The organism is Campylobacter canadensis (genome assembly GCF_013177655.1).
Taxonomy (GTDB): domain Bacteria; phylum Campylobacterota; class Campylobacteria; order Campylobacterales; family Campylobacteraceae; genus Campylobacter_E; species Campylobacter_E canadensis.
In genome coordinates this window covers 1,218,527-1,240,645 of sequence record NZ_CP035946.1, presented here as the reverse complement: position 1 = coordinate 1,240,645, position 22,119 = coordinate 1,218,527, and the positions used below count along the sequence as shown (strand labels likewise).

At 29.0% G+C, this 22,119-nt stretch carries 17 protein-coding genes; 12 read left to right on the top strand and 5 right to left on the bottom strand.

All coding sequences use genetic code 11. From position 1 onward, the window contains the following. Window positions 1-13: 13 nt before the first annotated feature. The 4 genes from CCANL266_RS05890 to CCANL266_RS05875 all read left to right on the top strand — a co-directional run bounded on the left by CCANL266_RS05890 (window position 14) and on the right by CCANL266_RS05875 (window position 10,752). Window positions 14-3,727, top strand: coding sequence for a hypothetical protein (locus CCANL266_RS05890; RefSeq protein ID WP_172232736.1), 3,714 nt, complete (start codon window positions 14-16; stop codon window positions 3,725-3,727). A 105-nt stretch (window positions 3,728-3,832) separates the two neighbouring features. Then, a complete protein-coding gene (locus CCANL266_RS05885; RefSeq protein ID WP_172232734.1) occupies window positions 3,833-7,540 on the top strand; it encodes a hypothetical protein in 3,708 nt (1,235 codons plus the stop codon). Window positions 7,541-7,711: 171 nt separating this feature from the next. Further along, entirely contained in the window at window positions 7,712-10,201 is a 2,490-nt protein-coding gene (locus CCANL266_RS05880) for a molybdopterin-dependent oxidoreductase (protein WP_172232731.1), read from the top strand. A gap of 2 nt (window positions 10,202-10,203) precedes the next feature. Next, entirely contained in the window at window positions 10,204-10,752 is a 549-nt protein-coding gene (locus CCANL266_RS05875) for a hypothetical protein (RefSeq protein ID WP_172232729.1), read from the top strand. A gap of 202 nt (window positions 10,753-10,954) precedes the next feature. On the opposite strand, the gene fdh3B is transcribed toward CCANL266_RS05875, so the two are convergent. From fdh3B to CCANL266_RS05855, 3 genes are read right to left on the bottom strand one after another with little or no spacing between them, the layout of a single operon-like run. Further along, entirely contained in the window at window positions 10,955-11,530 is a 576-nt protein-coding gene (fdh3B, locus tag CCANL266_RS05870) for a formate dehydrogenase FDH3 subunit beta (RefSeq protein WP_172232727.1), read from the bottom strand. Between the two features lie 2 nt (window positions 11,531-11,532). After that, window positions 11,533-14,364, bottom strand: coding sequence for a formate dehydrogenase subunit alpha (locus CCANL266_RS05865; RefSeq protein ID WP_224316177.1), 2,832 nt, complete (start codon window positions 14,362-14,364; stop codon window positions 11,533-11,535). Between the two features lie 20 nt (window positions 14,365-14,384). Continuing rightward, a complete protein-coding gene (locus CCANL266_RS05855) occupies window positions 14,385-14,579 on the bottom strand; it encodes a Tat pathway signal protein (RefSeq protein WP_172232722.1) in 195 nt (64 codons plus the stop codon). 115 nt (window positions 14,580-14,694) lie between these two features. On the opposite strand from CCANL266_RS05855, the gene coaE reads away from it, so the two are divergent. The 8 genes from coaE to CCANL266_RS05820 are packed head-to-tail and all read left to right on the top strand — an operon-like array spanning window position 14,695 to window position 20,910. Then, a complete protein-coding gene (gene coaE, locus CCANL266_RS05850) occupies window positions 14,695-15,312 on the top strand; it encodes a dephospho-CoA kinase (RefSeq protein WP_172232720.1) in 618 nt (205 codons plus the stop codon). Further along, complete coding sequence (gene dapF, locus CCANL266_RS05845) at window positions 15,299-16,042, top strand: diaminopimelate epimerase (RefSeq protein ID WP_172232718.1); 744 nt, start codon at window positions 15,299-15,301, stop codon at window positions 16,040-16,042. Before coaE ends, dapF begins: the two co-directional genes overlap by 14 nt. A gap of 51 nt (window positions 16,043-16,093) precedes the next feature. Then, window positions 16,094-16,753 carry a dUTP diphosphatase gene (locus CCANL266_RS05840; RefSeq protein ID WP_172232716.1) on the top strand — a complete coding sequence of 220 codons (660 nt, stop codon included), beginning with the start codon at window positions 16,094-16,096 and terminating at the stop codon, window positions 16,751-16,753. Continuing rightward, entirely contained in the window at window positions 16,753-18,555 is a 1,803-nt protein-coding gene (gene thrS, locus CCANL266_RS05835) for a threonine--tRNA ligase (protein WP_172232714.1), read from the top strand. Before CCANL266_RS05840 ends, thrS begins: the two co-directional genes overlap by 1 nt. Then, window positions 18,552-19,070: a translation initiation factor IF-3 gene (gene infC / locus CCANL266_RS05830; RefSeq protein WP_172232711.1), complete on the top strand. Its 519-nt coding sequence runs from the start codon at window positions 18,552-18,554 to the stop codon at window positions 19,068-19,070. Before thrS ends, infC begins: the two co-directional genes overlap by 4 nt. 10 nt (window positions 19,071-19,080) lie before the next feature. Then, window positions 19,081-19,227: a hypothetical protein gene (locus CCANL266_RS09585; RefSeq protein ID WP_224331989.1), complete on the top strand. Its 147-nt coding sequence runs from the start codon at window positions 19,081-19,083 to the stop codon at window positions 19,225-19,227. Then, the gene (locus tag CCANL266_RS05825; RefSeq protein ID WP_224331990.1) at window positions 19,211-19,807 is read left to right on the top strand and encodes an EcoRI family type II restriction endonuclease; all 597 of its coding nucleotides are present in this window, start codon (window positions 19,211-19,213) and stop codon (window positions 19,805-19,807) included. Before CCANL266_RS09585 ends, CCANL266_RS05825 begins: the two co-directional genes overlap by 17 nt. 11 nt (window positions 19,808-19,818) lie before the next feature. Then, the gene (locus CCANL266_RS05820) at window positions 19,819-20,910 is read left to right on the top strand and encodes a DNA adenine methylase (RefSeq protein WP_172234407.1); all 1,092 of its coding nucleotides are present in this window, start codon (window positions 19,819-19,821) and stop codon (window positions 20,908-20,910) included. 14 nt (window positions 20,911-20,924) lie between these two features. Here CCANL266_RS05820 and CCANL266_RS05815 read toward each other — a convergent pair whose 3' ends face one another. Continuing rightward, entirely contained in the window at window positions 20,925-21,392 is a 468-nt protein-coding gene (locus CCANL266_RS05815) for a peptidylprolyl isomerase (protein ID WP_172232708.1), read from the bottom strand. Window positions 21,393-21,400: 8 nt separating this feature from the next. After that, complete coding sequence (locus tag CCANL266_RS05810; protein WP_172232705.1) at window positions 21,401-22,111, bottom strand: YebC/PmpR family DNA-binding transcriptional regulator; 711 nt, start codon at window positions 22,109-22,111, stop codon at window positions 21,401-21,403. Window positions 22,112-22,119: the final 8 nt, after the last annotated feature.

Below are 22,119 nucleotides of genomic sequence, written 5' to 3'. Positions count from 1 at the left end.
TAAAGGAAAAATTGTGAATTTGAAAAAAGTAAGTAAAATAACCCTGTTGTGCATTTGTTCATATTTATATGCTGATTACTGCAATTCAGGGGTAACTCAGATTGATGGTAGTGTTAATCATAATAATGACGGTACTTGTTCTTTTGGAGAATATATTGATATTAAAGAAATTTCAAGTTATAACATACAAAATAATAGCGTAGAATTAATTTATAATAAAAAAGCTTGGAGAGGTTCACAAGAATTAAATTCAATATGGAATCAAACAAATTATGATAGTGATTTAAGCAACATAAGCTCTAATAGAAATTATAAAAATATAGTCTTACCAAAGTTAAATAGTGATAATACAATGATATTTGGAGAGTACATAAATTTGTGGCAAAAAGGTGGTATTGCTTGGTGTAGCGGCGGTTATGCTTATAAAAATTCAAGATGTAACGACCAAGCTCAAGCCTTGTCATCAGGTTTTTTTGGAGCTAAAAAGGCAATAAATTCTAATGATGATATTTTATTTACTGTAATTCCATACAGAAGTAGGGCAAATGCAAGGGGTGCTAGTAGGGCTTATTATGATGGTATTCATAGTAATGCAGGTAGATGTACTGATGGAAATTATGAAGGTAAAAACTGTGTTGCTGGTGATGATTATTTTGAATCAATAATAGTTGGTCCTTTTGATTCAAAAATAGCTACAGCACAAAAAGGCGATGTGGCTTTTGCATTTAAATTAAATCCTTTTTATGCTGATAATACTAAAAATAAAGGTGCTAGTGCCGAAAAAAGATTTTTAGTAAATCTTGAAGGTGGTGATGTAAGCGTAAGAGCTTATGTGCAAGAAAGAGCAGCTAATAATAATGACAATGGTAAATATAGCCCACTTTCAAGCAGACTTTGCTATAAAGATAAACAAACAAATAAAAATGTTTGTATAAACCCAAAAGAACATATAAAAGTACTTGATAACACTGCAAGTATAAAAACAATACCTTTTTTAGCAGCTTATGGAATTAACGATGCAAGTAGCCAAAAAGTAACTAATAAAGAATATGAAGATAAGATAATTTATCCAAGTTTATATTGGTTAAAGGGTATTAATGGTAATTACGATACTTATTTTTATAAAAAAAGAGATGCCGCAACTATGGTAAATTATGCGGTGCAAACCTTTAAAAAATGTAAAGAGCCTTTACTTTATGAAATACAAATTCATGCAATAAAAGTTAAAGGAGAAAGAGGAATTTATCATGCTTATAATGATGGTGTTAATTTAGGAACTTTTTGGACTGGATATCAAGGAAACAGACTCGTTTTACCAGAGTTAAATTACTCTTTTGGTGGGCAATTAACAGAGATTGGAACAAGAGAGTATGACCAATTTAACGCTTTTTCAGAACCAGCAATATTTTTTGTACTTCAAGAAGGCTCAAACGATGAAGATGCAATTGAATGCTTGCCGATACCAAATGCAAATATTAATACAGCATGGCTTAAAAATGATAATTCAGAAGGCGTGTTTAATTTCAATACTACAAATGTAGGCGACGGTGTTTACACGGTTTTAAATGGCGATACAACTTATATTAGACTTGATTTTACAAATGCAAATAAAGATGATATAGGTACATATAATTTGCCAAAAGATAATCCATTTACAGAAGATGAAAATAGATATATTTCAATTGATGTAGGCAATATTTTAACTAGTGATGAAATGCAGAAAAAATGTACTGATGTAAATGGGTATGGAGCAAATAAGTATAATACTAAAAGAAATTCTACATATTTTAACTACACTTATAAAAACAATCAAAATCCCGCTTATTATATACCAGATTCTTACAGTGGAGAAAATATAATGTTAGGAAAATATGGCATTAAATATAAGCAAATGTGCCAATATTTAAATAAAAAAAATAAAAACAAAGCAGATTATATTCCTTGTAACGAGAATGATTCTTCAAGAGCTAATGAAATTTTTTATAAATACGCAGATGCAACAATAAGATTTAATTGTCTAAGTACAAGTGCTGATGATAAAGCTAGAAGGGAATTTGAGCTTAAATTTTATAGAGATATAAACAATATTGCAAGTAAAGGAAAAACAATAAAGCATATTCCAATTACTGTAAGAGCAGAAAGTATTAATTTAAATATTTATAACTGCGATATTTTTTCAAGATGTTATGGTAAAAACGAGCAAACAAATCAACAAATATCTAAATTCCCAAGCATATATTTTGATGATAATTCAAATATTTCAAAATTTCTTTTTACAAAATTTCAATTAAAGGTTCCAAATAGTAAAGATACAAAAGATTATTATTTTAATTTAGCCTTTGATAGTGCAAATCCTATGGCTATGACTTATAATAATAATAGAAGCGTAAGCGCAACTGGTGTATCAAATAATTTAACAATTATTAATCCTTTTGCTGGTATTGCTAATCGTGCTACGGTTGTAATTTTAGAAGAGCATATTAGAAAATATTTAGAAAATTATTTAAATAACAACCCTGAATTTGAAAATTACACAGTTAATAATTCTTGTATAAATAGTGATGAAATGCTTGATAAAAATACAGCTAATAAAGCAATAAATCATAAAATTTATTGTCAAACTCCACTAAATGAGCCAATTAAATTAAAAGAAAAAGGGGTAGTAAATTCTATTAAAATTAAAAGTAATATTGACAAAGATGCAAGAGTAAATGCCTTTATTACCAGCAATCCTAGCGAATTTAAATATAGAATTTATCCGCAATTAATAAGCACCGCTACAAATATAAGTGTGCCAAGATATTTTAGTGATGATATGATTTTAAAACTTGGATTAAATTTTGCTAATGAATATAATGCTGATAAGCTAGAGCTTAATTTTGATGATACTTTTGATAATTCAAAAAGAGCTTATGATGGTTCAACAAAGAATGAAATTAAGCTAATTAAAGAAGATTCTAAAAGATTTTATGAAATAAAAATAAGCAAGGATTCTTTAAATCAATATTTTGATTATGCTTTAGAAGATGCTTGTAAAGAGCTTAATTGTGATACAAATGGTATTAAAACTACATCTCATTTAATAAATGATAAAAAAGATTACCCTTATCAAACAATAAGCGATATTTACATTGATGATAGTGCTTTAGAAAATAAAAGAATAGCAGCAGCAAGTGATAATGCAGCAGAAATTCCACTTAGCTTAACATATAATAAAAAGCAACAAGCATTTACTTTAGTAAGTATTGATATTGAATTAGAAAAGGCAAAAAATCCAACTTATGAAGATTTAAAACAAAGCGAAAATGTAAATGTAAAATTTATAAGCGCTACACCTTTATTTAAAGATATAAAAATAAACAATAATATAGCAAATATTACACAAGATGATGTTTGGTTACATTATATTGATGAAGACGGCATACTTAAGCCTTTTGGATATTTTTACACAAAGTCAAATAAAGATAAATTCAAAGATGCAATTAGTGATGATAAAAAAACAATAACTTGTTCTAAAACTCCTTGCTACAGAGTAAAAGATGAAATTCCAGGACTTGATAAAACAACAAATTATATTTCTGATTACCAATCAAAAATTACTCGCAACACTGATGGTAGTTTAAAAATTATATTAAGTGATAAGCTTCAATATATAAAAGATACAATTCATTGTTATGGTGGTTTATTTGATTGTGATTCAAGATGGACTATTGAATATCAAAAATAATTTATTAGCATTAGTTTTTTGTAACTAATGCTAAATTTATAAAAACTAAATATATTTTAAAGTTAGCTTTGTAAAATAAAGTAATTTTTATTTAGGAGCTAATAAATGAAAAATAATTTTTTCAAAATTACTTTATTAACCTTACTTTTATCTAATAGTGTTTTTGCAGTTCAAAACAAAGATTTTGGTGAATTTATTGATATTCGTGAAGTGAATGGCTTAAAAGATAATAAATTAAGAATGATTTTTAATGCAAGAGCATACAAGCAAAGAAAAACAGTTTTTAATGAAAATCTTTATACTAAAGAAGCATTTAATGACAATATGTGGAATAATAGAAATTATGATGATGTCTTTTTAGATGATGTTAAATATATACAAATGGGCGGTTTAGGACAGCCCTATACAGAAAAAAATGAAATAGCAAGTTCTGGTGTAATAGGCAAGATTAACCCTATTGCAAATGATGAAAATATAGTATTTTCTTTAACTCCATATAGAGATGCAAGATCGGTTTTACTTGATACTTATTGTCAAGGTTATTGGGGTGTAAGAGAACATAATAGAAATCATATTAAATGCTCTCCAAGAGATGACAATGGTGGTAGAAGTTATGATTATGGTTCAGGTGATCACCCTGGTCAATGTTTAGTGGTTGATAAATGGGAAGCTAGCTTAGGCTATTGGCAAGATTCTTTAGGATGTACTAGTAGTGGTATTTTTTATAGTTCTGGTGATTGGCAAGCAGCTGAAATTGGAAATATGTATGTAGATAATTTTTTTAGTGAATTTAAAAATTATGATATTGGAGCAATAAGAGCATACAAGCTAGAGCCATATTATCAAAGAAAAAATAGAGATAATGGTCGTTTATTAAGAAATTTTGCTATTTCAAAAGACAATCCTGAATGGGTAAATAATACAAAAATTGAAGTATTTATTGAAAACGCAAATAATCAATATTTAAGATTACCAAAAGCACTATCTTACACAGATGAAAATGCAGTTACAAGAGTAATAAATCCATATAATGATATTCATATGCTTGATAATACTACAAATCTTAAAAGTATTCCTTGGTATGAGGTATTTATAACTCCTTTTTATAATAGCGCAAATACAAAACATCCTAGATGGTGTAAAGAAAGTGATGTAAAAAGATGTAAATTACCTTTAGTACAAAGCGATGCTATTAATCAAAATTATCTTAAAAATCCAAACTATAATGCAGGAGATGGGGTAACAAGTAATAATGAATTAGAACAAGCTTTACTTTATCCTAGCGTGTTTTCAAACTGGAATTATTGGCATATTAACGATAATTATCAAACTACTATTAATTATGCTTTATCTACTTTTAAAAAGTGCAAGCAAAGACTTTTATATAAGATTACAATAAGCAAGGTGCAATTAAAAGGTGCTGGTGGGATAAGCCAGCTAGATAGTGCTTTTAATCCTATTGCATATCAATATTATTATAATCTTTATAATACAAGATTAGGCTTAGATGAAACAGGCAATTTAGCAAGTCCAACTACGCCGTTTAAAGTACAAGTATCTTTTGCTGATATTTCAAAAGACCCATCAAATCAGGTTTATTATCAAGTTGCTGAATATACAAAGGCATCAAGACCTGCAATATTTTTTGTAATGCAAGGTGGCTCAAATGATATTGATGCGATTGATTGTTTGCCAAGTCCAGTCGCACACATTGCAAGTGCTTGGAAAAAAAATGAAAATAGCCCATCTTTTGAAAGAAAAAATATGAATGTAGGTAAAAATATTTACACATCTTTAGAAGGAGAAGATGTTTATATTAGTATTGATTTTAGTGAAAATAATCAAGCTTTTTTACCTATTGAAAGCTATAACGAAAAAAGACTTTTATCTATTGATAATAAAAGCTTAGATAACTTTGAACTATATTATGATAATGCCAATTCTAAAGCTAAAATTATAAATGTTGTAAATGATAATTCTTTTAGTGAAAATGTGCTTATTCCTTATAAAGCATTGTGCGAGTATTATAATAATAAATATAATCTTATTTATACAGAAGGTGTAAATAGCGGTGCTTGTAATCCAAATGATATAAACAAACAAGGAAAAATATTTTTTAGATATCAAAATGCTATTTTTAAACTAGGGAATTTAAAGGCTAGTGAAGAGCAAAGAAGAAAATTTTCATTAGAATATTATAACTCTTATGATGATATTAATAATTCAGCTGCAGTTTTTGAGCATTTTGAAATAACTGTTAGACCAAAAGAATTTGCACTAATACCAAAGCAATGCGCTATTTTTTCTAAATGCAATGCGGATACTATTTTAAACCAAGAGCCAAGCACAGAAAGTATAAGTAAAAAATTATATTTTAATAAGTATATTTTAGAGCTAAATTCAAAAGAATTTAATCTAAGTTTTAATGATAGAATAGTTGATGATACAAATCCTATTGAATATAATTATGGCTCTAAGATTATTAATAATTTAGTAATAATAAATCCTTTTGACAGCTACGACATAGCAAGGGTAAAATTCAAAGAAGACCATATACTTCAATACATAAAAAGCAAAGGTTTAAATGCTCAAGATTATTGTATCGTAAGTGATAAAATAGTATCAAAAGAAGTAGCAAATACTAAAGAAAACGGTAAAATTTATTGCCAAACCCCAAATAGTGATAATACAAATTTCCTTAGTGTAAATACAAATAATTCATTAGATTATAAAGATAACATTGATGAAGATGCAAGAGTAAATGTGGTTTTAAATAATAGCGGAATGGATTTATATAATGCTAAAAACAAGCCTTTTGCATATAATATTTATCCGCAAATTATTTCTACTTCTAAGGATATTAATGTTGCTAAATATTTTTCTAGTGATTTATTATTAAAAATAAAATTTACTTTTGATGAAATTGATGATTATTCAAAATTAGTTTTACAAGCAAATGATAACATAAGCCCTTATATGATAAGAGTTTATGATGAAAATATTAAAAATAATAAAGATGGCAGTTTTGATGTATTAATAAAAAAAGATGATTTAAATAAGGCTTTTTTTGATTTAGTAGATTATAGTTATAATTTTGCAGGAGAAAATCTAAGCACTCTTGATTTAATCAATACAAAAGAATATAAAGAATATAAAGTAATAAAAGAAAATGAAGCTATTGATTTAGGCTTGAATAATCTTTTCATAGCCCAAGCAAATGATAACCACGCTCAAATACCTTTAAGGCTTTTTTATGGTAAAAAATCAAAAATGTTTAAATTAAAAGGCTATGAAGTATCAATTCAAGCATTAAAAAGTAATTTAAGCTCTGATATTTTTAAACAAGATACAAAGGATATAAGCTTTGTTAGTGCAATTGCTTTATTTAAAGACAAAAAAGTAAAAAAAGACGAAGAAGTTATTATAAATAAAGATGATGTGTGGCTACATTATATTGATAGCAATTCTATGTTTCAAGCTTTTGGTTACTTTGAAAGAAAGGATAAGTATGATTTATGGGCTATGGCAAGAAATGATAAAGATAAAAGTGGTACTTATTCAGTTGATTGTACTACTTTGCCTTGCTATAGACTTACAAATGATGAAGTTCCTGGACTTGATGTAAATACCAAATTTATTTCTGATTATCAAGCAGATATTGTGCATAATACTACAGGCACGCACCCTGATTATTCATTAAGAATTAAACTTAATAGCTCTATGCAAAATAATCAATATATAAAAGATACTATTCATTGCTACGGCGGTTTATTTAACTGCGATTCAAGATGGACTATAGAATTTGTTAAATAGTTTTTAGCATTAGTTTTTATAACTAATGCTAATATTTTGTTTATTTTAAAGAATAATATTTAAAAGCCCTAAAAATAATAATTTAATAAATATTTTTTATTTTTTAAAGAATTTTAAGAATAAAGTAATAATATTAATTTAAATTTTTAAAAATATTTTAAGGAGGCTTTTATGAAGGTATCAAGAAGAAGTTTTTTAAAAGGTAGTGCAGGACTTGTAGTTAGCTCATCTACTTTAAACGCAATTAATTTTATTGGCGAAGACGCAATGCCTAAACTTGATGAAAGTTTAATAAGCGCATCACATTTTGGAGCTTATCATCCAATTATTAGAAGCGATAAGGTTGAAGGATTTAAGCTTTTTAAAGGTGATAAAAAACAAGTATCTTTAATGAATGGAGTTATTGCTAGAGTTTATTCAAAAGATAGAATTAAAAATCCAAGTGTAAGAAAAAGTGTTTTAGAAAAAGGCTTTGCAAAGGCTAATAAAAATCTTCGTGGCAAGGAAGAATTTGTTGAAATTACTTGGGAAAAAGCTTATGAATTAGTAGCTAATGAATTAAAAAGAATTTATAAAGAATACGGTCCTAGTGCAATTTACGGTGGAAGTTATGGCTGGTTTAGTGTTGGCAGCGTAAATAATCCACAAAGTTTATTAGCTCGTATGTTAAATATCGCAGGAGGTTTAACAACAAGAACTCTTACTTATTCAACCCACTGCATTCGTGCAATAACTCCTTATGTTAGCGGGGTTGATGAATCAAGCGCTAAGCAAACTTCATGGGAAAATGTCTTAAAGCATTCAAAAGTTATAATAATGTGGTCAAACGATATGCTAAATACTAACCAAATCGCTTGGGGAGTTCCACTACATGAATCTTATGAATATTTAGAAAAATTAAAAGAATTAGTAAAACTTGGCAAAATAAAAGTAATCAACATTGACCCAGTTTATAACGATACAGCAAGATTTTTAGGTGCAGAGCAAGTATTTATTAATCCTACAACAGATGTAGCTATGGTTGAAGCTATGTGCTATCACTTAATTAAAAACAATCTTCATGATGAAAAATTCCTTAAAAGATACACAGTAGGATTTAAAAAATTTAAAGATAGATTATTTGATGAGAAAAACCCTAAAACTCCTGAATGGGCAGAAAAAATCACAGGAGTAAGTGCTAGTAAAATTAAACAATTAGCTGAACTTATGGCAAAAAATAGAACAATGATTATGGCAGGTTGGGGCTTTCAAAGAGCTCATCATGGAGAGCAAGCTCATTGGGCTATGATTACCTTAGCATCACTTTTAGGTCAAATTGGACTTGATGGTGGTGGATATGGCTTTAATTATCATAGCAATGGCGGTATTGCTATGCCAGGTGCTGTTAGTGTAAATCCTGCTAGTATAAATAAAGACGCAAAGGTAGAAAATAATAATTTTGCAGGTTTTCCAGGTTTAAATGCTATTAGTGGCGTACCTTCAACAAAAGGCGAATGGAGTAATAGACAAAACGAAGTAATTCCAGTTTCAAGAATTGTAACCATGCTTGAAAATCCAAATAAAGAATACGATTTTAACGGTAAAAAAAGAGTTTATCCACTAATAAAATCAATTTATTGGGCAGGTGGTAATCCACTTCATCATCATCAAGATAGAAATAGAATGAAAAAGGCTTTTAAAAATGTAGATAGCTTTATTGTTCAAGATTGCTTTTGGACTGCTAGTGCAAGGTTTGCTGATTTAGTTTTACCTGCTACAACTGAAATTGAAAGAAATGACATAGCAAAGGCAAATACAAATAAGTTTATTTTTGCAATGAAGCAAGCAATTGCTCCACTTTATAACTCAAAAAATGATTATGACATTTATTTAGGAATTTTAAAACATTTCGGAGATAATGCTGTAAATGCCTTTAGTGAAGGTCGTGATATGATGGGTTGGATAAAATATTTTTATGAACAGTCTAAAGAAAAAGGTGAAAAGATGGGGATAAAAATGCCAACATTTAAAGAATTTTGGGCTAAGGGCTATGTAGAGTTTAAAGCTCCAAAAGAGGCTAAGAATTTCGTAAAAATGAAAGATTACAGAGACGACCCAATCACAAACAGACTAGGAACCCCAAGTGGTAAAATAGAAATCTTTTCTAAAAAAATAGAAAAATTTGGCTATGATGATTGTAAAGGTTTGGTTCAATTTTATGAAGCAGCTGAGTATTTAGGCAATGCTAAAAAATATAAATTAAACCTAATTAGCCCACATCCAAAATATCGCTTACATTCACAACTTAATAATACTTATTTAAAAGATTTAGATGAAGTTAATGCAAAAGAAGCAATATGGATGAACCCAGTTGATGCAGCAGCTCGTGGAATTAAAAACGAAGATATTGTTAGAATTTATAATGATAGAGGAGAGATTTTAGGTGGAGTTTTAGTAACTCCTTATGTAAAAGAAGGTGTAGTTAGAATGTGTGAAGGTGCTTGGTATAATCCTGATAAAAATGGTTTATGCTTACACGGAGATGTTAATGTGCTTATTGCTGATATTGCTAGCTCTAAACTTGCTTGCGGTAATCAAGCTAGTGCTTTAGTTGAGATTGAAAAATACACTAAAGAAGTACCAGCATTAGATATTTTTAAACAACCAAAATTTAAGGTGTGAAGATGAAAAAAACAATATTTTTAAGCATATTTGCTAGTTTTTTACTAGCAAATAATTATGCAGTAGAAAACAGTGATTTAACAATCAATTCAAAAAAAGTTGCAACTATTATAATAGGTAGCGAGTTTAAAATTATCAAAAAAGGTGATAAAACAAGTAAGATTTCATTACAAGGTTATAGACCTAAGGGTTCAAAAATTATTTATGATACTTTAGGAGTTTTATCAACTAGTGTTATTTTAGATAATAATAAAAGCGTAAAAGTTTTAGGAACTAAATTAGATGAGTATGAAAATGAATGGGAGATTGTAAGCCTTGAGGCCTTTATTGATAATTCTAAAATTACAAATAATGATGTAATTAGTGTTGGTAAAGAACTTTTTGAAGAACGCTGTGGAGTTTGCCATGCTTTACATTCTTATGATGAATTTAGTAAAAATGTATGGCCAAGCACAATAAAATCTATGCAAGATAATTCAGGACTTGATGAGAATGAATATTATCAAGTTGTAAAATATTTACAAAGAGTTGCCCCATCTGATGATGAATAAAAATAGCCTTTTTTAAGGCTATTTGCTTTAATAATAATCTTAATTTGTTTTAAAATTATATTTTTAAAATTATTGATACTTTTTTACTTTTATAAATAAAGCCTTTTAATGATTAATATTAAGTTTTTGGTTTTGTTAAAAAAGCTTGTTGTTGTTTGTAATTTTTATTATTTTATAAAATACCCACAAAGGTGGGTATTTTTTATTTAAACATATCGCTTATATTAAAACTAGCGTTTTTGGTAAGTACTCTTTTTCTAAAGATATTAGAAACTTCACTTTCATCACCAACTAATAAAGCATTTGTTGCACAAACAGCAGCACACATAGGAACTCTACCTTCGCTTATGCGGTTTTGACCATAAAGCTCACGCTCTTCTTCGCTATTTGTTTCTTCAGGGCCACCAGCACACATTGTACATTTATCCATTTCTCCTTTAATACCAAAAGCACCATCTCTTGGAAATTGAGGAGCTCCAAAAGGACAAGCATACAAGCAGTATCCACAGCCAATACATTCTTTTTTATCATGTAAAACAATGCCATCTTCTCTAATGTAAAAACATTTTACAGGGCATACTTGCTCACAAGGTGCATCAGTACAGTGTTGGCAAGCAATAGTCATAGAAAGCTCTTTACCAACAATACCATCATTTAATGTAATTACCTTACGGCGTTTTATTCCAACAGGTAATTCGTGCGCACTAGAACAAGCAACTTGACAGGCAAAACAGCCAATACATCTATTTTTATCTACAAAAAACTTCATTCTTGCCATAATTACGCCCTTTCTATTCTGCAAAGACCTGCATTAAATTCGCTAATTTGTGTATTTGGGTCAAAACCATAGTTTGTTACGGTATTTGAACTTTCACCTATTGTGTAAGGTCTTGTTCCTTCAGGATAATTTGCACTTAAATCAACACCTTGCAAAATACCAGCAAAGTTATAAGGTAAGCAAATTCTATCAGGAGTTACACTGTGATTATGCACACACTTAACTTTAATCTTAGTTCCTTGTGGAGAGTGTATCCACATCATTTCACCATCATTTATATTATATTGCATTGCAAGTTCAGGATTTACATTGGCGAACATTTCAGGCGTAATATCACTTAAATATTTACTTGTACGCTCAATCATACCAGCCCCACTTAAATTTACTAAACGCATTGAGCTAATAATAATAGGAAATTCCTTGCTCCAATCTTTTTTAAGCTGCTCACTTTTAAACATTGTAGTAACCCTAAAATTAGGCTTTTCTTGATCGTCAAAAGTAGGGTATTTTTGTACTAAATCCCATCTTGGAGAGTGAATTGGTTCTCTATGTTTTGGTATTTGATCAGCAAATTCCCAAACTATTGTTCTAGCTCTTGCATTACCTAAGCAACAAGCTGATTTTTCACGGCATTTTTCTAAAATAATTCCAGAAATATCAGTACTCCAAGAAGCACCCATAAGCTCTTTTTCTTTGTCGTTAAGCTTAATATTAAATACCTTTTCAATATTATCTTTTGTAATTTGTGGATATCCACCCTTTACCTTACAACCAACAGGAGTAAAGCTATTATCAGCTAATTGGCTAACCCCATTGTGTTCTAAACCAAAGCGGTTTCTAAAGCCCATTCCGCCTTCTTCATAAGGTACATTTGCATTCCATAAAATTGCAGTTCCTGGATGTTTTTCATCCCACACAGGCCAAGGAAGTCCGTAGTATTCACCTTTAACAGCCCCGCCAATACCTTTTTGAGTATCAGGGTCAAAATTTGCCCAATTTTCTTGATGTTTTCTAAGTCTATTTGCACTTATCCCACGCAAGCCAATTGATAATAAACCATTGCTCATTTCACGAGTTGCATCATCAGGCCAAACAGCATCAACATCATCAGGAATAACTTGTACTAGTTTATGGTCTTGTAGTTGCATTTTCATACCACGAGTATATTCTTTATAAAAGCCGAATTTTTTAGCAAATAAGAACATAATCTCTTGGTCTTCTTTACTTTCATAAATTGGTTTTACAACTTGATTTCTCCATTGCATTGCACGGTTTGTTGCGGTTACATAGCCTTCGGTTTCAAATTGTGTTGAAGCAGGTAAAATATAAATTCCATCAGGTCTATCAGCTAAAATAGCCACTTCATTTACAAAAGGTTCAGCTATTACTAATAAATCTAGCTTTTTAAGTGCTTCTTGGATTTTTACAGTATGTGCCATTGAAGTAATTCCCGTTCCTTGCACCCATAAAACACGCACATTAGCATTTGATACGGTTTTATCACTTCCATAAGGGCTAACTCCTTTAACACCTTGCCACCAACGAGATAGTGAAAAACCTTTTTCATTCATCCAATTTTTGCCATCACTTGGTGGAGCAAAACGACTTTTCATATAATCAAACTCAACTCCCCAAAATCTGCAAAAATGCTTCCAAGCGCCATCATCAAGACCATAATAAGCAGGTAAAGTATCAGCCAAGCAGCCCATATCGGTTGCACCTTGAACATTATCATGTCCTCTTATAATATTTGTTCCTGCACCAGGTTTTCCTATGTTTCCTAAAACTAATTGTAAAATCGCTAGAATTCTTGTATTTGAGCTACCAACTGAATGTTGAGTAATACCTAAAGCCCAGAATAATGTAGCAGGTTTTGTAGTAGCAAAAAGTCTAGTAACTTGAATTAGTTCAGCCTCGCTACAGCCGCAAATATCAGCAACTTCACTAGGAGTATATTTTTTAGCTTCTTCTTTGATTAAATCTACACCATAAGTTCTTTTTGCGATTAATTCTTTATCTTCCCAGCCATTTTCAAAAATAATATTTAACATACCATAAACAAAGGCAATATCAGTTCCAGGACGAATACGAACAAAAATATCAGCTTTTGCAGCAGTTCTAGTAAAAATAGGGTCAATTACAATTAATTTTGCATTGTTTCTATCTTTTGCTTGAAGCATATGTTTAAATCCAATAGGATTTGCCACTGCTGAATTAGCACCAAAAATTAACATACATTTTGTATTAGCAACCACATCACCAAAGTGATTTGTCATAGCGCCATATCCCCAAGTATTAGCCACACCGGCTACTGTTGCGCTGTGTCAAATTCTAGCTACGTGATCTATTGAGTTCGTACCCCAAAATGCAGCAAATTTTCTAAAATAATAGGCTTGTTGGTTATTGAATTTTGCTGAACCTAAAAATACAACGCTATCAGGTCCGCTTTCTTCACGGATTTTTAGCATTTTATCTCCGATTTCATTAACCGCTTGTTCCCAGCTAATTCTTTCCCATTTTCCATTTACTCTTTTTAAAGGATATTTAACACGACATTTTGATTTAATTAAATCAATTTGGTCAATACCTTTACAGCAGTGAGAACCTTGAGAAATAGGGTGGTCAATAGCATTGTTTTGACGAACCCAAACGCCATTTTGAACTTCAGCTTCAATACCGCAACCTGCAGAACAAATCGTGCAAATCGTGCGAACCATTTTGCTATTTGGATAAGGATTTTTTACCTTATCTTCACTAACAACATTACTCGCACCAAATGCAGCACTTGAAGCACCTGCTAAACCAGCAAGTTTTAAAAAACTTCTTCTTTGCATTTTAAGCTTATTCCTTTCTATTAGTATGAGATTTTATAAAATTTTTCCCAGTTTAAAGTTTTTTTATACAAAACTTCTTTTTTCTTTGCTCTTCCAACGACAACGCCATTAGAATTTGCATTAGTATCTTTTGCGTTTAGACAGCTAGCACTAGCTACACTAATAGCACCAATACTTAAAGCTTTTGTCAAAAACGCTCTTCTGTTTTCTTGCATAATGCACCTCCGTAAATAAAACATTTTAATATGATATTATATTTCTAATTAATATTTAATTAAATCAAAATTACTAATATTAAATAATGATTAAAATTAAGTTTCGGATAAAAATTTGAAAAGAAAAGCTTATAAAAAAAGATATGATTTTAAAAGAGTATTTGTTGTTACTTCTAGCGTTGCAGCAGGCAAAAGCGAGTTTTTAAAGTTAGCAAAAAATGCAAATATTTATACAATTAATGCTGACTTTATTGCACATAAAATTTTTGTAAAAAAAATAAAAAAGATTAAAAATAAATTTAAACTTAATATTTTTAATGTAAAAGAATTAAAAAAAGAAGTAGCAAAAATTATTTTTTCAAATAAAAAATATAAAAAAATATTAGAAAAAATAATGCACAAGAGAATAAAAAAAGATATTTTTAAAGAGATAAAAAATAATAAAAGTAAAATAATTTTTGTAGAAATTCCACTTTTTTTTGAGAATTTAAATTATACGAAAATATTAAATAAAATTGTAATTTACACAGATTTAAACACGCAATTAAGTAGGTTAATGAAAAGAAATAATATCAGCAAAGATTTAGCTTTAAAAATGATAAATTCTCAAATTTCAACATCTTATAAAGTAAAATATGCTACATTTAAAATAAATAATTTTGATTATGATGAGTTTAAAAAAGAGTCTTTAAAAATTATAAAGCAGATAAAGGAAAATAATGGAGTTTTGTAAGTATTATGCTAATGGAAATGATTTTGTAATAGCAAAATTTAATAATAAAAATTATGATTTTTCAAGCTTGGCAAAAAAATTATGTAACAGATATAAAGGCATCGGAGCTGATGGTTTTATAGCGATTTTTAAGGAAGAAAATAAAGAATACGATTTTTCTTGGGCCTTTTTTAATCAAGATTCAAGTGAAGCCTTTATGTGTGCAAATGGTGCAAGAGCTGCTGCTTGTTTTGCTTTTAATGAATTAAAATTAGATAAAAAATTTACTTTTAGTACAAAAGCCGGACTTATTAAGGCTGAAATTTTTGATGATGATTATGTGCAAATTAAACTTAGTAAGGCTCAAATTATTAGTGAAAATATAAAAGAATTTAATGCTAATTGGTTTTTAATTGATACAGGTGTGCCGCATTTGCTTACTTTTGAGCTTGAATATGATGAAAATATGGCTATTTTTTTAAGACAAAAATATGATGCAAATATAAATTATGCAAAGCTTAAAGAAGGTGCTTTATATGTAAGAACATACGAGCGTGGAGTAGGTGAAACTTTAGCTTGTGGTACTGGAATGTCGGCTTGTTTTTATATTGCAAATAAATTAAAAATGCTTGGCTCTTTTGCTAAGGTTTATCCAAAATCTTTAGAGCTTTGTGAATTTAATTTAATAAATAATGAGATATTTTTTAAAGCTCAAGTAAAAAAAATTTTTTCTTGCAATATTGAAATATAGTAATTTTATGCTAGTATTAGCTTTTTTTATATTTTTATTATAGAAGGATAAATGAAAGAAAACATTAAATATATAGAAGAAATGTTGCTTTTACAAGATAAATTAAATATAGCAACTTGTGGTGAAAATTATAAAATCAGTAAAGTTACAAAAGAAAATCGTAAAATTGATTTTGCAAGATGTATTTATATGGAATGTGCAGAATTAATCGATTCACTTCCTTGGAAACATTGGAAAAGTATTGATGCTAAATGGGATATTCAAAATATAAAAATTGAATTAGTTGATATTTGGCATTTTATTTTAAGTTTAGCTCTAATTAATAATCAAAAAGATGTATTTACAAAAGTTTTTAATGAATATAAAAATTATAAAAGCAGTAATAAACTTGATGATATTTTGCTTTATTCAAAAGAACTTATTCATTATTCAAGCGCAAAAGATTGTAATTTGATTGAAATTCTTAATGCTTTTTTAATTTTGCTTGATATTTTAGAATTTAATTTTAGTGATTTATTTAAGATTTATATTGGAAAAAATGTTTTAAATCAATTTAGACAAGATAATGGATATAAAAACGGCACATATAAAAAAATATGGGATAATAAAGAAGATAATGTGATTTTATATGAAATTTTAGAAAGTTTAAAAGAAGTAAATTTTGATGTAGTTTATAATGAACTTGGCAAAATTTATAAAGGAGTAAAATAATGCAAATTATAGGATATTACGATAAAGAAAATAATATTTACGATACTTTAAGTACTGATGGAATTGGATTAGAACCTATTTATTTAGATGATTCTGAAAAATCTTTAAGTATTTTAAGACATAGCTGTGCTCACTTACTTGCTCAGGCAATTACAAAGTTGTATCCTGATGCTAAATTCTTTGTTGGGCCAGTTGTAAATGAAGGCTTTTATTATGATTTTAAAACATCAAGTAAAATAAAAGAAGAAGATTTAGCAATAATTGAAGAGAAAATGAAAGAACTAGCTAAAAATGGCGATGAAATGATAAAACACACTATGAGTTATGAACAAGCTTGTGAAAAATTTAAAAATGATGAATTAAAACAAGCAGTATTAAGCCGTTTAAGTGGTGAAATTAGTACTTATACTCAAGGTGATTTTACTGATTTATGTAAAGGGCCGCATATTCCGCATACAAAATTATTAAAGCATTTTAAACTAACAAAGTTAGCAGGAGCTTATCTTGGAGCAGATGAAAATAATGAAATGCTAATAAGAATTTATGGTATTGCTTTTGCAAGCAAGGAAGCTTTAAAACAATATTTAACAATGTTAGAAGAAGCAAAAAAACGCGACCATAGAAAACTTGGAAATGATTTAAAATTATTTACTTTTGATGAAAAAATAGGTGGTGGTCTTCCTATTTGGTTGAAAAATGGTGCAAGAGTTCGTGCAAAGTTAGAGCAAAAATTGTATAAAGCACATAGAATAAGATTTTACGAACCTGTTCGTGGTCCTGAACTTTTAAAAAGTGATGTCTGGAAAATTAGCGGACATTATGATAATTATAAAGAGAATATGTATTTTACAAAAATTGATGAGCAAGAATATGGCATTAAGCCTATGAATTGTGTTGGTCATGTTTTTTGTTATAAAAGTGAGAGTAGGTCGTATAAAGACTTGCCAATTAAATTCTTTGAATACGGAATGGTTCATCGCCACGAAAAAAGTGGTGTTTTACATGGACTTTTTAGAGTAAGAGAATTTACTCAAGATGATAGCCATATTTTTTGTAGAATTGATCAAATAGAACAGCAAGTAAGTGAGATTTTAGAATTTGCTTATAAGCTTATGAGTTCATTTAATTTTAATTGGGAGCTTGAAATTTCAACTCGTCCAAGTAAATCAATCGGTAGTGATGAAGTTTGGGATAGCGCTACAAAAGCACTTAAGAATGCACTTGATAAACAAGGTATAAAATACGGCATTGATGAGGGTGGTGGTGCTTTTTATGGGCCAAAGATTGATATTAAAATAACTGATGCAATAGGAAGAAAATGGCAATGTGGTACTATTCAAGTTGATTTTAATTTACCAGCAAGATTTGAACTTGAATACACAGATGAAAACAACGAAAAACAACAACCTGTTATGCTTCATCGTGCTATCTTAGGCTCTTTTGAAAGATTTTTAGGAATTTTACTTGAGCATACAGCAGGAGAGTTGCCATTTTTTATAGCACCTATTCAGGTTATGTTAATACCTGTTTCAAGCAATCATTTAGATTATGCTTTAAATATTCAAAAAGAGTTAATGCAAATAAATATTGACGCTGATATTAATGATAAAAATGATAGTTTAGGTAAGAGAATTCGCAATGCAGAAATGCAAAAAATACCTTTTATAGTGGTTATTGGAGATAATGAGATAAATAACAATACACTAGCAATTAGAGATAGACAAAACAAAGAACAATATAATTTAACAATAAAGGAGTTTATAAACAAAATGCAAGAAAAATTAAACGAGGTGGTCTTTTGAGCAAGGAAAAAGAAGTTTTATTAAACGAAGAAATTGATTTTGCACAAGTAAGATGTGTAGGTGATGATGGTAAGGTTTATGGGATAATTAGCAGTGATGAAGCAAATGCTATTGCTAGTGATTTAGGCTTAGATTTAGTTCTTATTGCAAAAGATGCAAAACCGCCAGTATGTAAAATTATGGATTATGGTAAGTTTTGCTATCAGCAAGAAAAAAAGCAAAAAGATGCCAAGAAAAAACAAAAAGTAATTGAAATTAAAGAAATAAAACTATCTGTTAAAATTGCACAAAATGATATTAATTACAAAGTTAAACACGCAGTGGAATTTTTAAAAGCAGGAAAACATGTTAGATTTAGAGTGTTTTTAAAAGGTCGTGAAATGAATGCACCTGAAGCTGCAAGTGAGTTGCTTTTAAAAATATACGAAGGTATAAGTGATATTGCAAATAAAGATAAAGAACCAAATTTTGAAGGTCGTTATGTAAATATGCTTGTAACACCTAAAAAGGCTTAATGGAGTTTTTATGCCAAGACAAAGTTTAATGCAAAATAAAAACCAACACTTAGCTAAAAATCAATATTCTAAAGCTGATGATTTGAATATTGATTTAGCTATGCAGCAAACAAAAGAGTATTTAGAAAATAGGTTTGCAAATGGGGGGGGTAAGTAATTTTATAGAAGGAAATTACTATTTTGAAATTAAAAAACAAATAGAAATTTCTTTTATGATTGAAAATATAAGATTAAGTAAAATTAGAGCTGAATTTGATAGTAATTTTTTTGAAAATAAAATTAAACCAGATGGTGGAGTTTTATTTTTAAGAAAAAAAGATGATGAAAAATTTAAAAAGGTATTGCTAATAACAGAAGCTAAGCGACAAGGTACAAATGATGTTCGTGCAAAGCAAGGTAAAAATAAGCAAGCAACAGGTAACGCCATAGAAAGGCTTGGAAAAAATTTAACCGGAATAAAAGCTATGTTAAATCACGAGAAAATAACACCTTTTGTTTGTTTTGGCTGGGGTTGTGATTTTGCTAGTGATGAAAAAACGGTTTTAGCTAAATTAAATGTTTTAAATGAGTTTTATTATCTTAATAAAACCTATATTTTTAAAGCTGATGGAGATAGCGACCATAATTATTTTTCCCCTGTTAGTATGTATTTTAGAGAAGAGAAGTGGGAAGTTAATGAAATGTTTGAAATAATGAAAGAAATTGCAGAAACTTCTTTAAGATATTATATTTTTTAATGGAAAAGATTATGAAAGAAAATTCGCTTTATTTAAAAGAACAGATTATAACTTATTTAGGCAATAAGCGTTCTTTGCTTGATTTTTTAAATCAAGGCTTTTTGATTGCAAAAGAACAATTAAAAAAAGAAAAACTTTCTTTTTGTGATATTTTTAGTGGCTCTGGTATTGTAAGTCGCTTTGCAAAAGCACACTCAAATTATATTCTAGCAAATGATTTAGAAGATTATTCAAGAATAATAAATGAGTGTTATTTGAGTAATTTAAATGATGATTTAGAAAAAAATATTAAATATTATTATGAAAGATTACTAAAGAATTTGGAATTAAAAGAAGGTTTTTTAGCTAAGCTTTATGCCCCGAAAGATGATTTAAATATAAAAGCAAATGAAAGGGTTTTTTATACATACAAAAACGCTTGTTATTTAGATAGTGTTAGAGCAAAAATTGAAAATGAAATTCCGCAAGAATTAAAGCATTTTTTTATAGCACCTTTAATTTATGAAGCTAGTGTGCATTCAAATACTAGCGGAGTTTTTAAAGGTTTTTACAAAGGTAAAGATGGCATTGGAAAATTTGGAGGAGAAGCGCAAAATGCACTAAAACGCATTAAAGGAGAAATTAAGCTTAAAATGCCTATTTTTTCTAATTTCTCTTGTAAATTTAATGTAATGCAAAAAGATGCAAATATACTTGCAAAAGAGCTTGATTTTTTTGATTTAGTTTATCTTGACCCGCCTTATAATCAACATCCATATAGTTCAAATTATTTTATGCTAAATCTAGTTGCAAACTATGAAAAACCTGAAGAAATTTCTAAAGTGAGTGGCATCCCAAGAGATTGGAACCGCAGCGCTTTTAATAAGCCAAAATTAGCAGAAGATGCTTTATTTGAACTTATTTATAACCTAAAAGCTAAGATTATATTACTTTCATATAATTGCGAAGGTTTTGTGAAAAAAGAAAATTTTTTAAAGCGTTTAAATACGCTTGGTAAATGTGAAATCTTAGAGCAAAAATACAATACCTTTAAAGCTTCTCGCAATCTTAAAAATCGTAATATACATATTCACGAGCAGCTTTATATTTTAGTTAAAAATTAAAATTCTTTAAGCAATTAAAGAATTTTAATAGTATTTATTGTATCGTTTTGCCTAATGCTTTTTAAAACTTTTAAACTTTCTTCATCTTCAATTTGTCCAAAAATAGTATGAACTCCGTTTAAATGCTCTTGTTCGCTTAGACAAATAAAAAATTGAGAACCACCAGTATTAGGACCAGCATGTGCCATTGAAAGAGTTCCTAGTATGTGTTTATGTTCTTGATTTTCGCATTCGCACTTTATCTTCCAACCAGGACCACCAGTGCCAGTTCCATAAGGACAACCGCCTTGAACAACAAAATTTGAAATAACCCTATGAAAAGTTAAATTATCATAAAATCCGCTTTGTGCTAAGTGGGCAAAATTTAGTGTTGCTTGTGGGCTATCTTTAAATAGCTTTATTTTCATAATACCTTTGCTAGTATCAATATGTGCTTCATTTATATTTTCTAAATCAGCTAAATTATCATATACTTTTATCATAAAAATCCTTATTCTATATTTGTATAAACTGCTTGAACATCATCATCATCTTCAAGTTTATCAAGTAGTTTTTCAAGTTCTAAAATTTGTTCTTCACTTAATTCAATAGGGTTATTTGCCACATATTCTAACCTACCACTAACTAACTCTAAACCTTGTTTTTCAATGCCTTCGTTTAATTCTTTAAAGCTATCGTATGCACCTATTATTCTTATTGTATTATCTTCTTCAATGCTTAATTCTTCTAAGCCAAAATCAATTAAGAATAATTCTAATTCATCGGTATCTAAGTTATTATTTTTGCAAACAAAAACACTTTTTCTTGAAAAAATAAAGTCTAAGCTACCATTTACAAGTGGAGTTGCCCCGTTTTTATTAAAGATTGCTTTAATATTAGCTGCAGTTCTATTTGTATTATCAGTTGCAACTTCAACTATAATTTGCACACCATAATTTGCTTTGGCTTCGTAATGCAAACTTTTAATATCATTACCATCTTTTCCAGCTGCTCTTTTAATTGCTGCATCAATATTGTCTTTAGGCATATTTTGTGCTTTTGCCGTTGCTATTGCACTGCGTAATTTTGCATTCATAAGTGGGTCGCAACCACCTTCTTTTGCTGCAACCTCAATTGCCTTTGCTAATTTTGGAAATACCTTACTCATTTTATCCCAGCGTGCTTCTTTTGCTGCACGGCGATATTCAAACGCTCTTCCCATTTTTAACC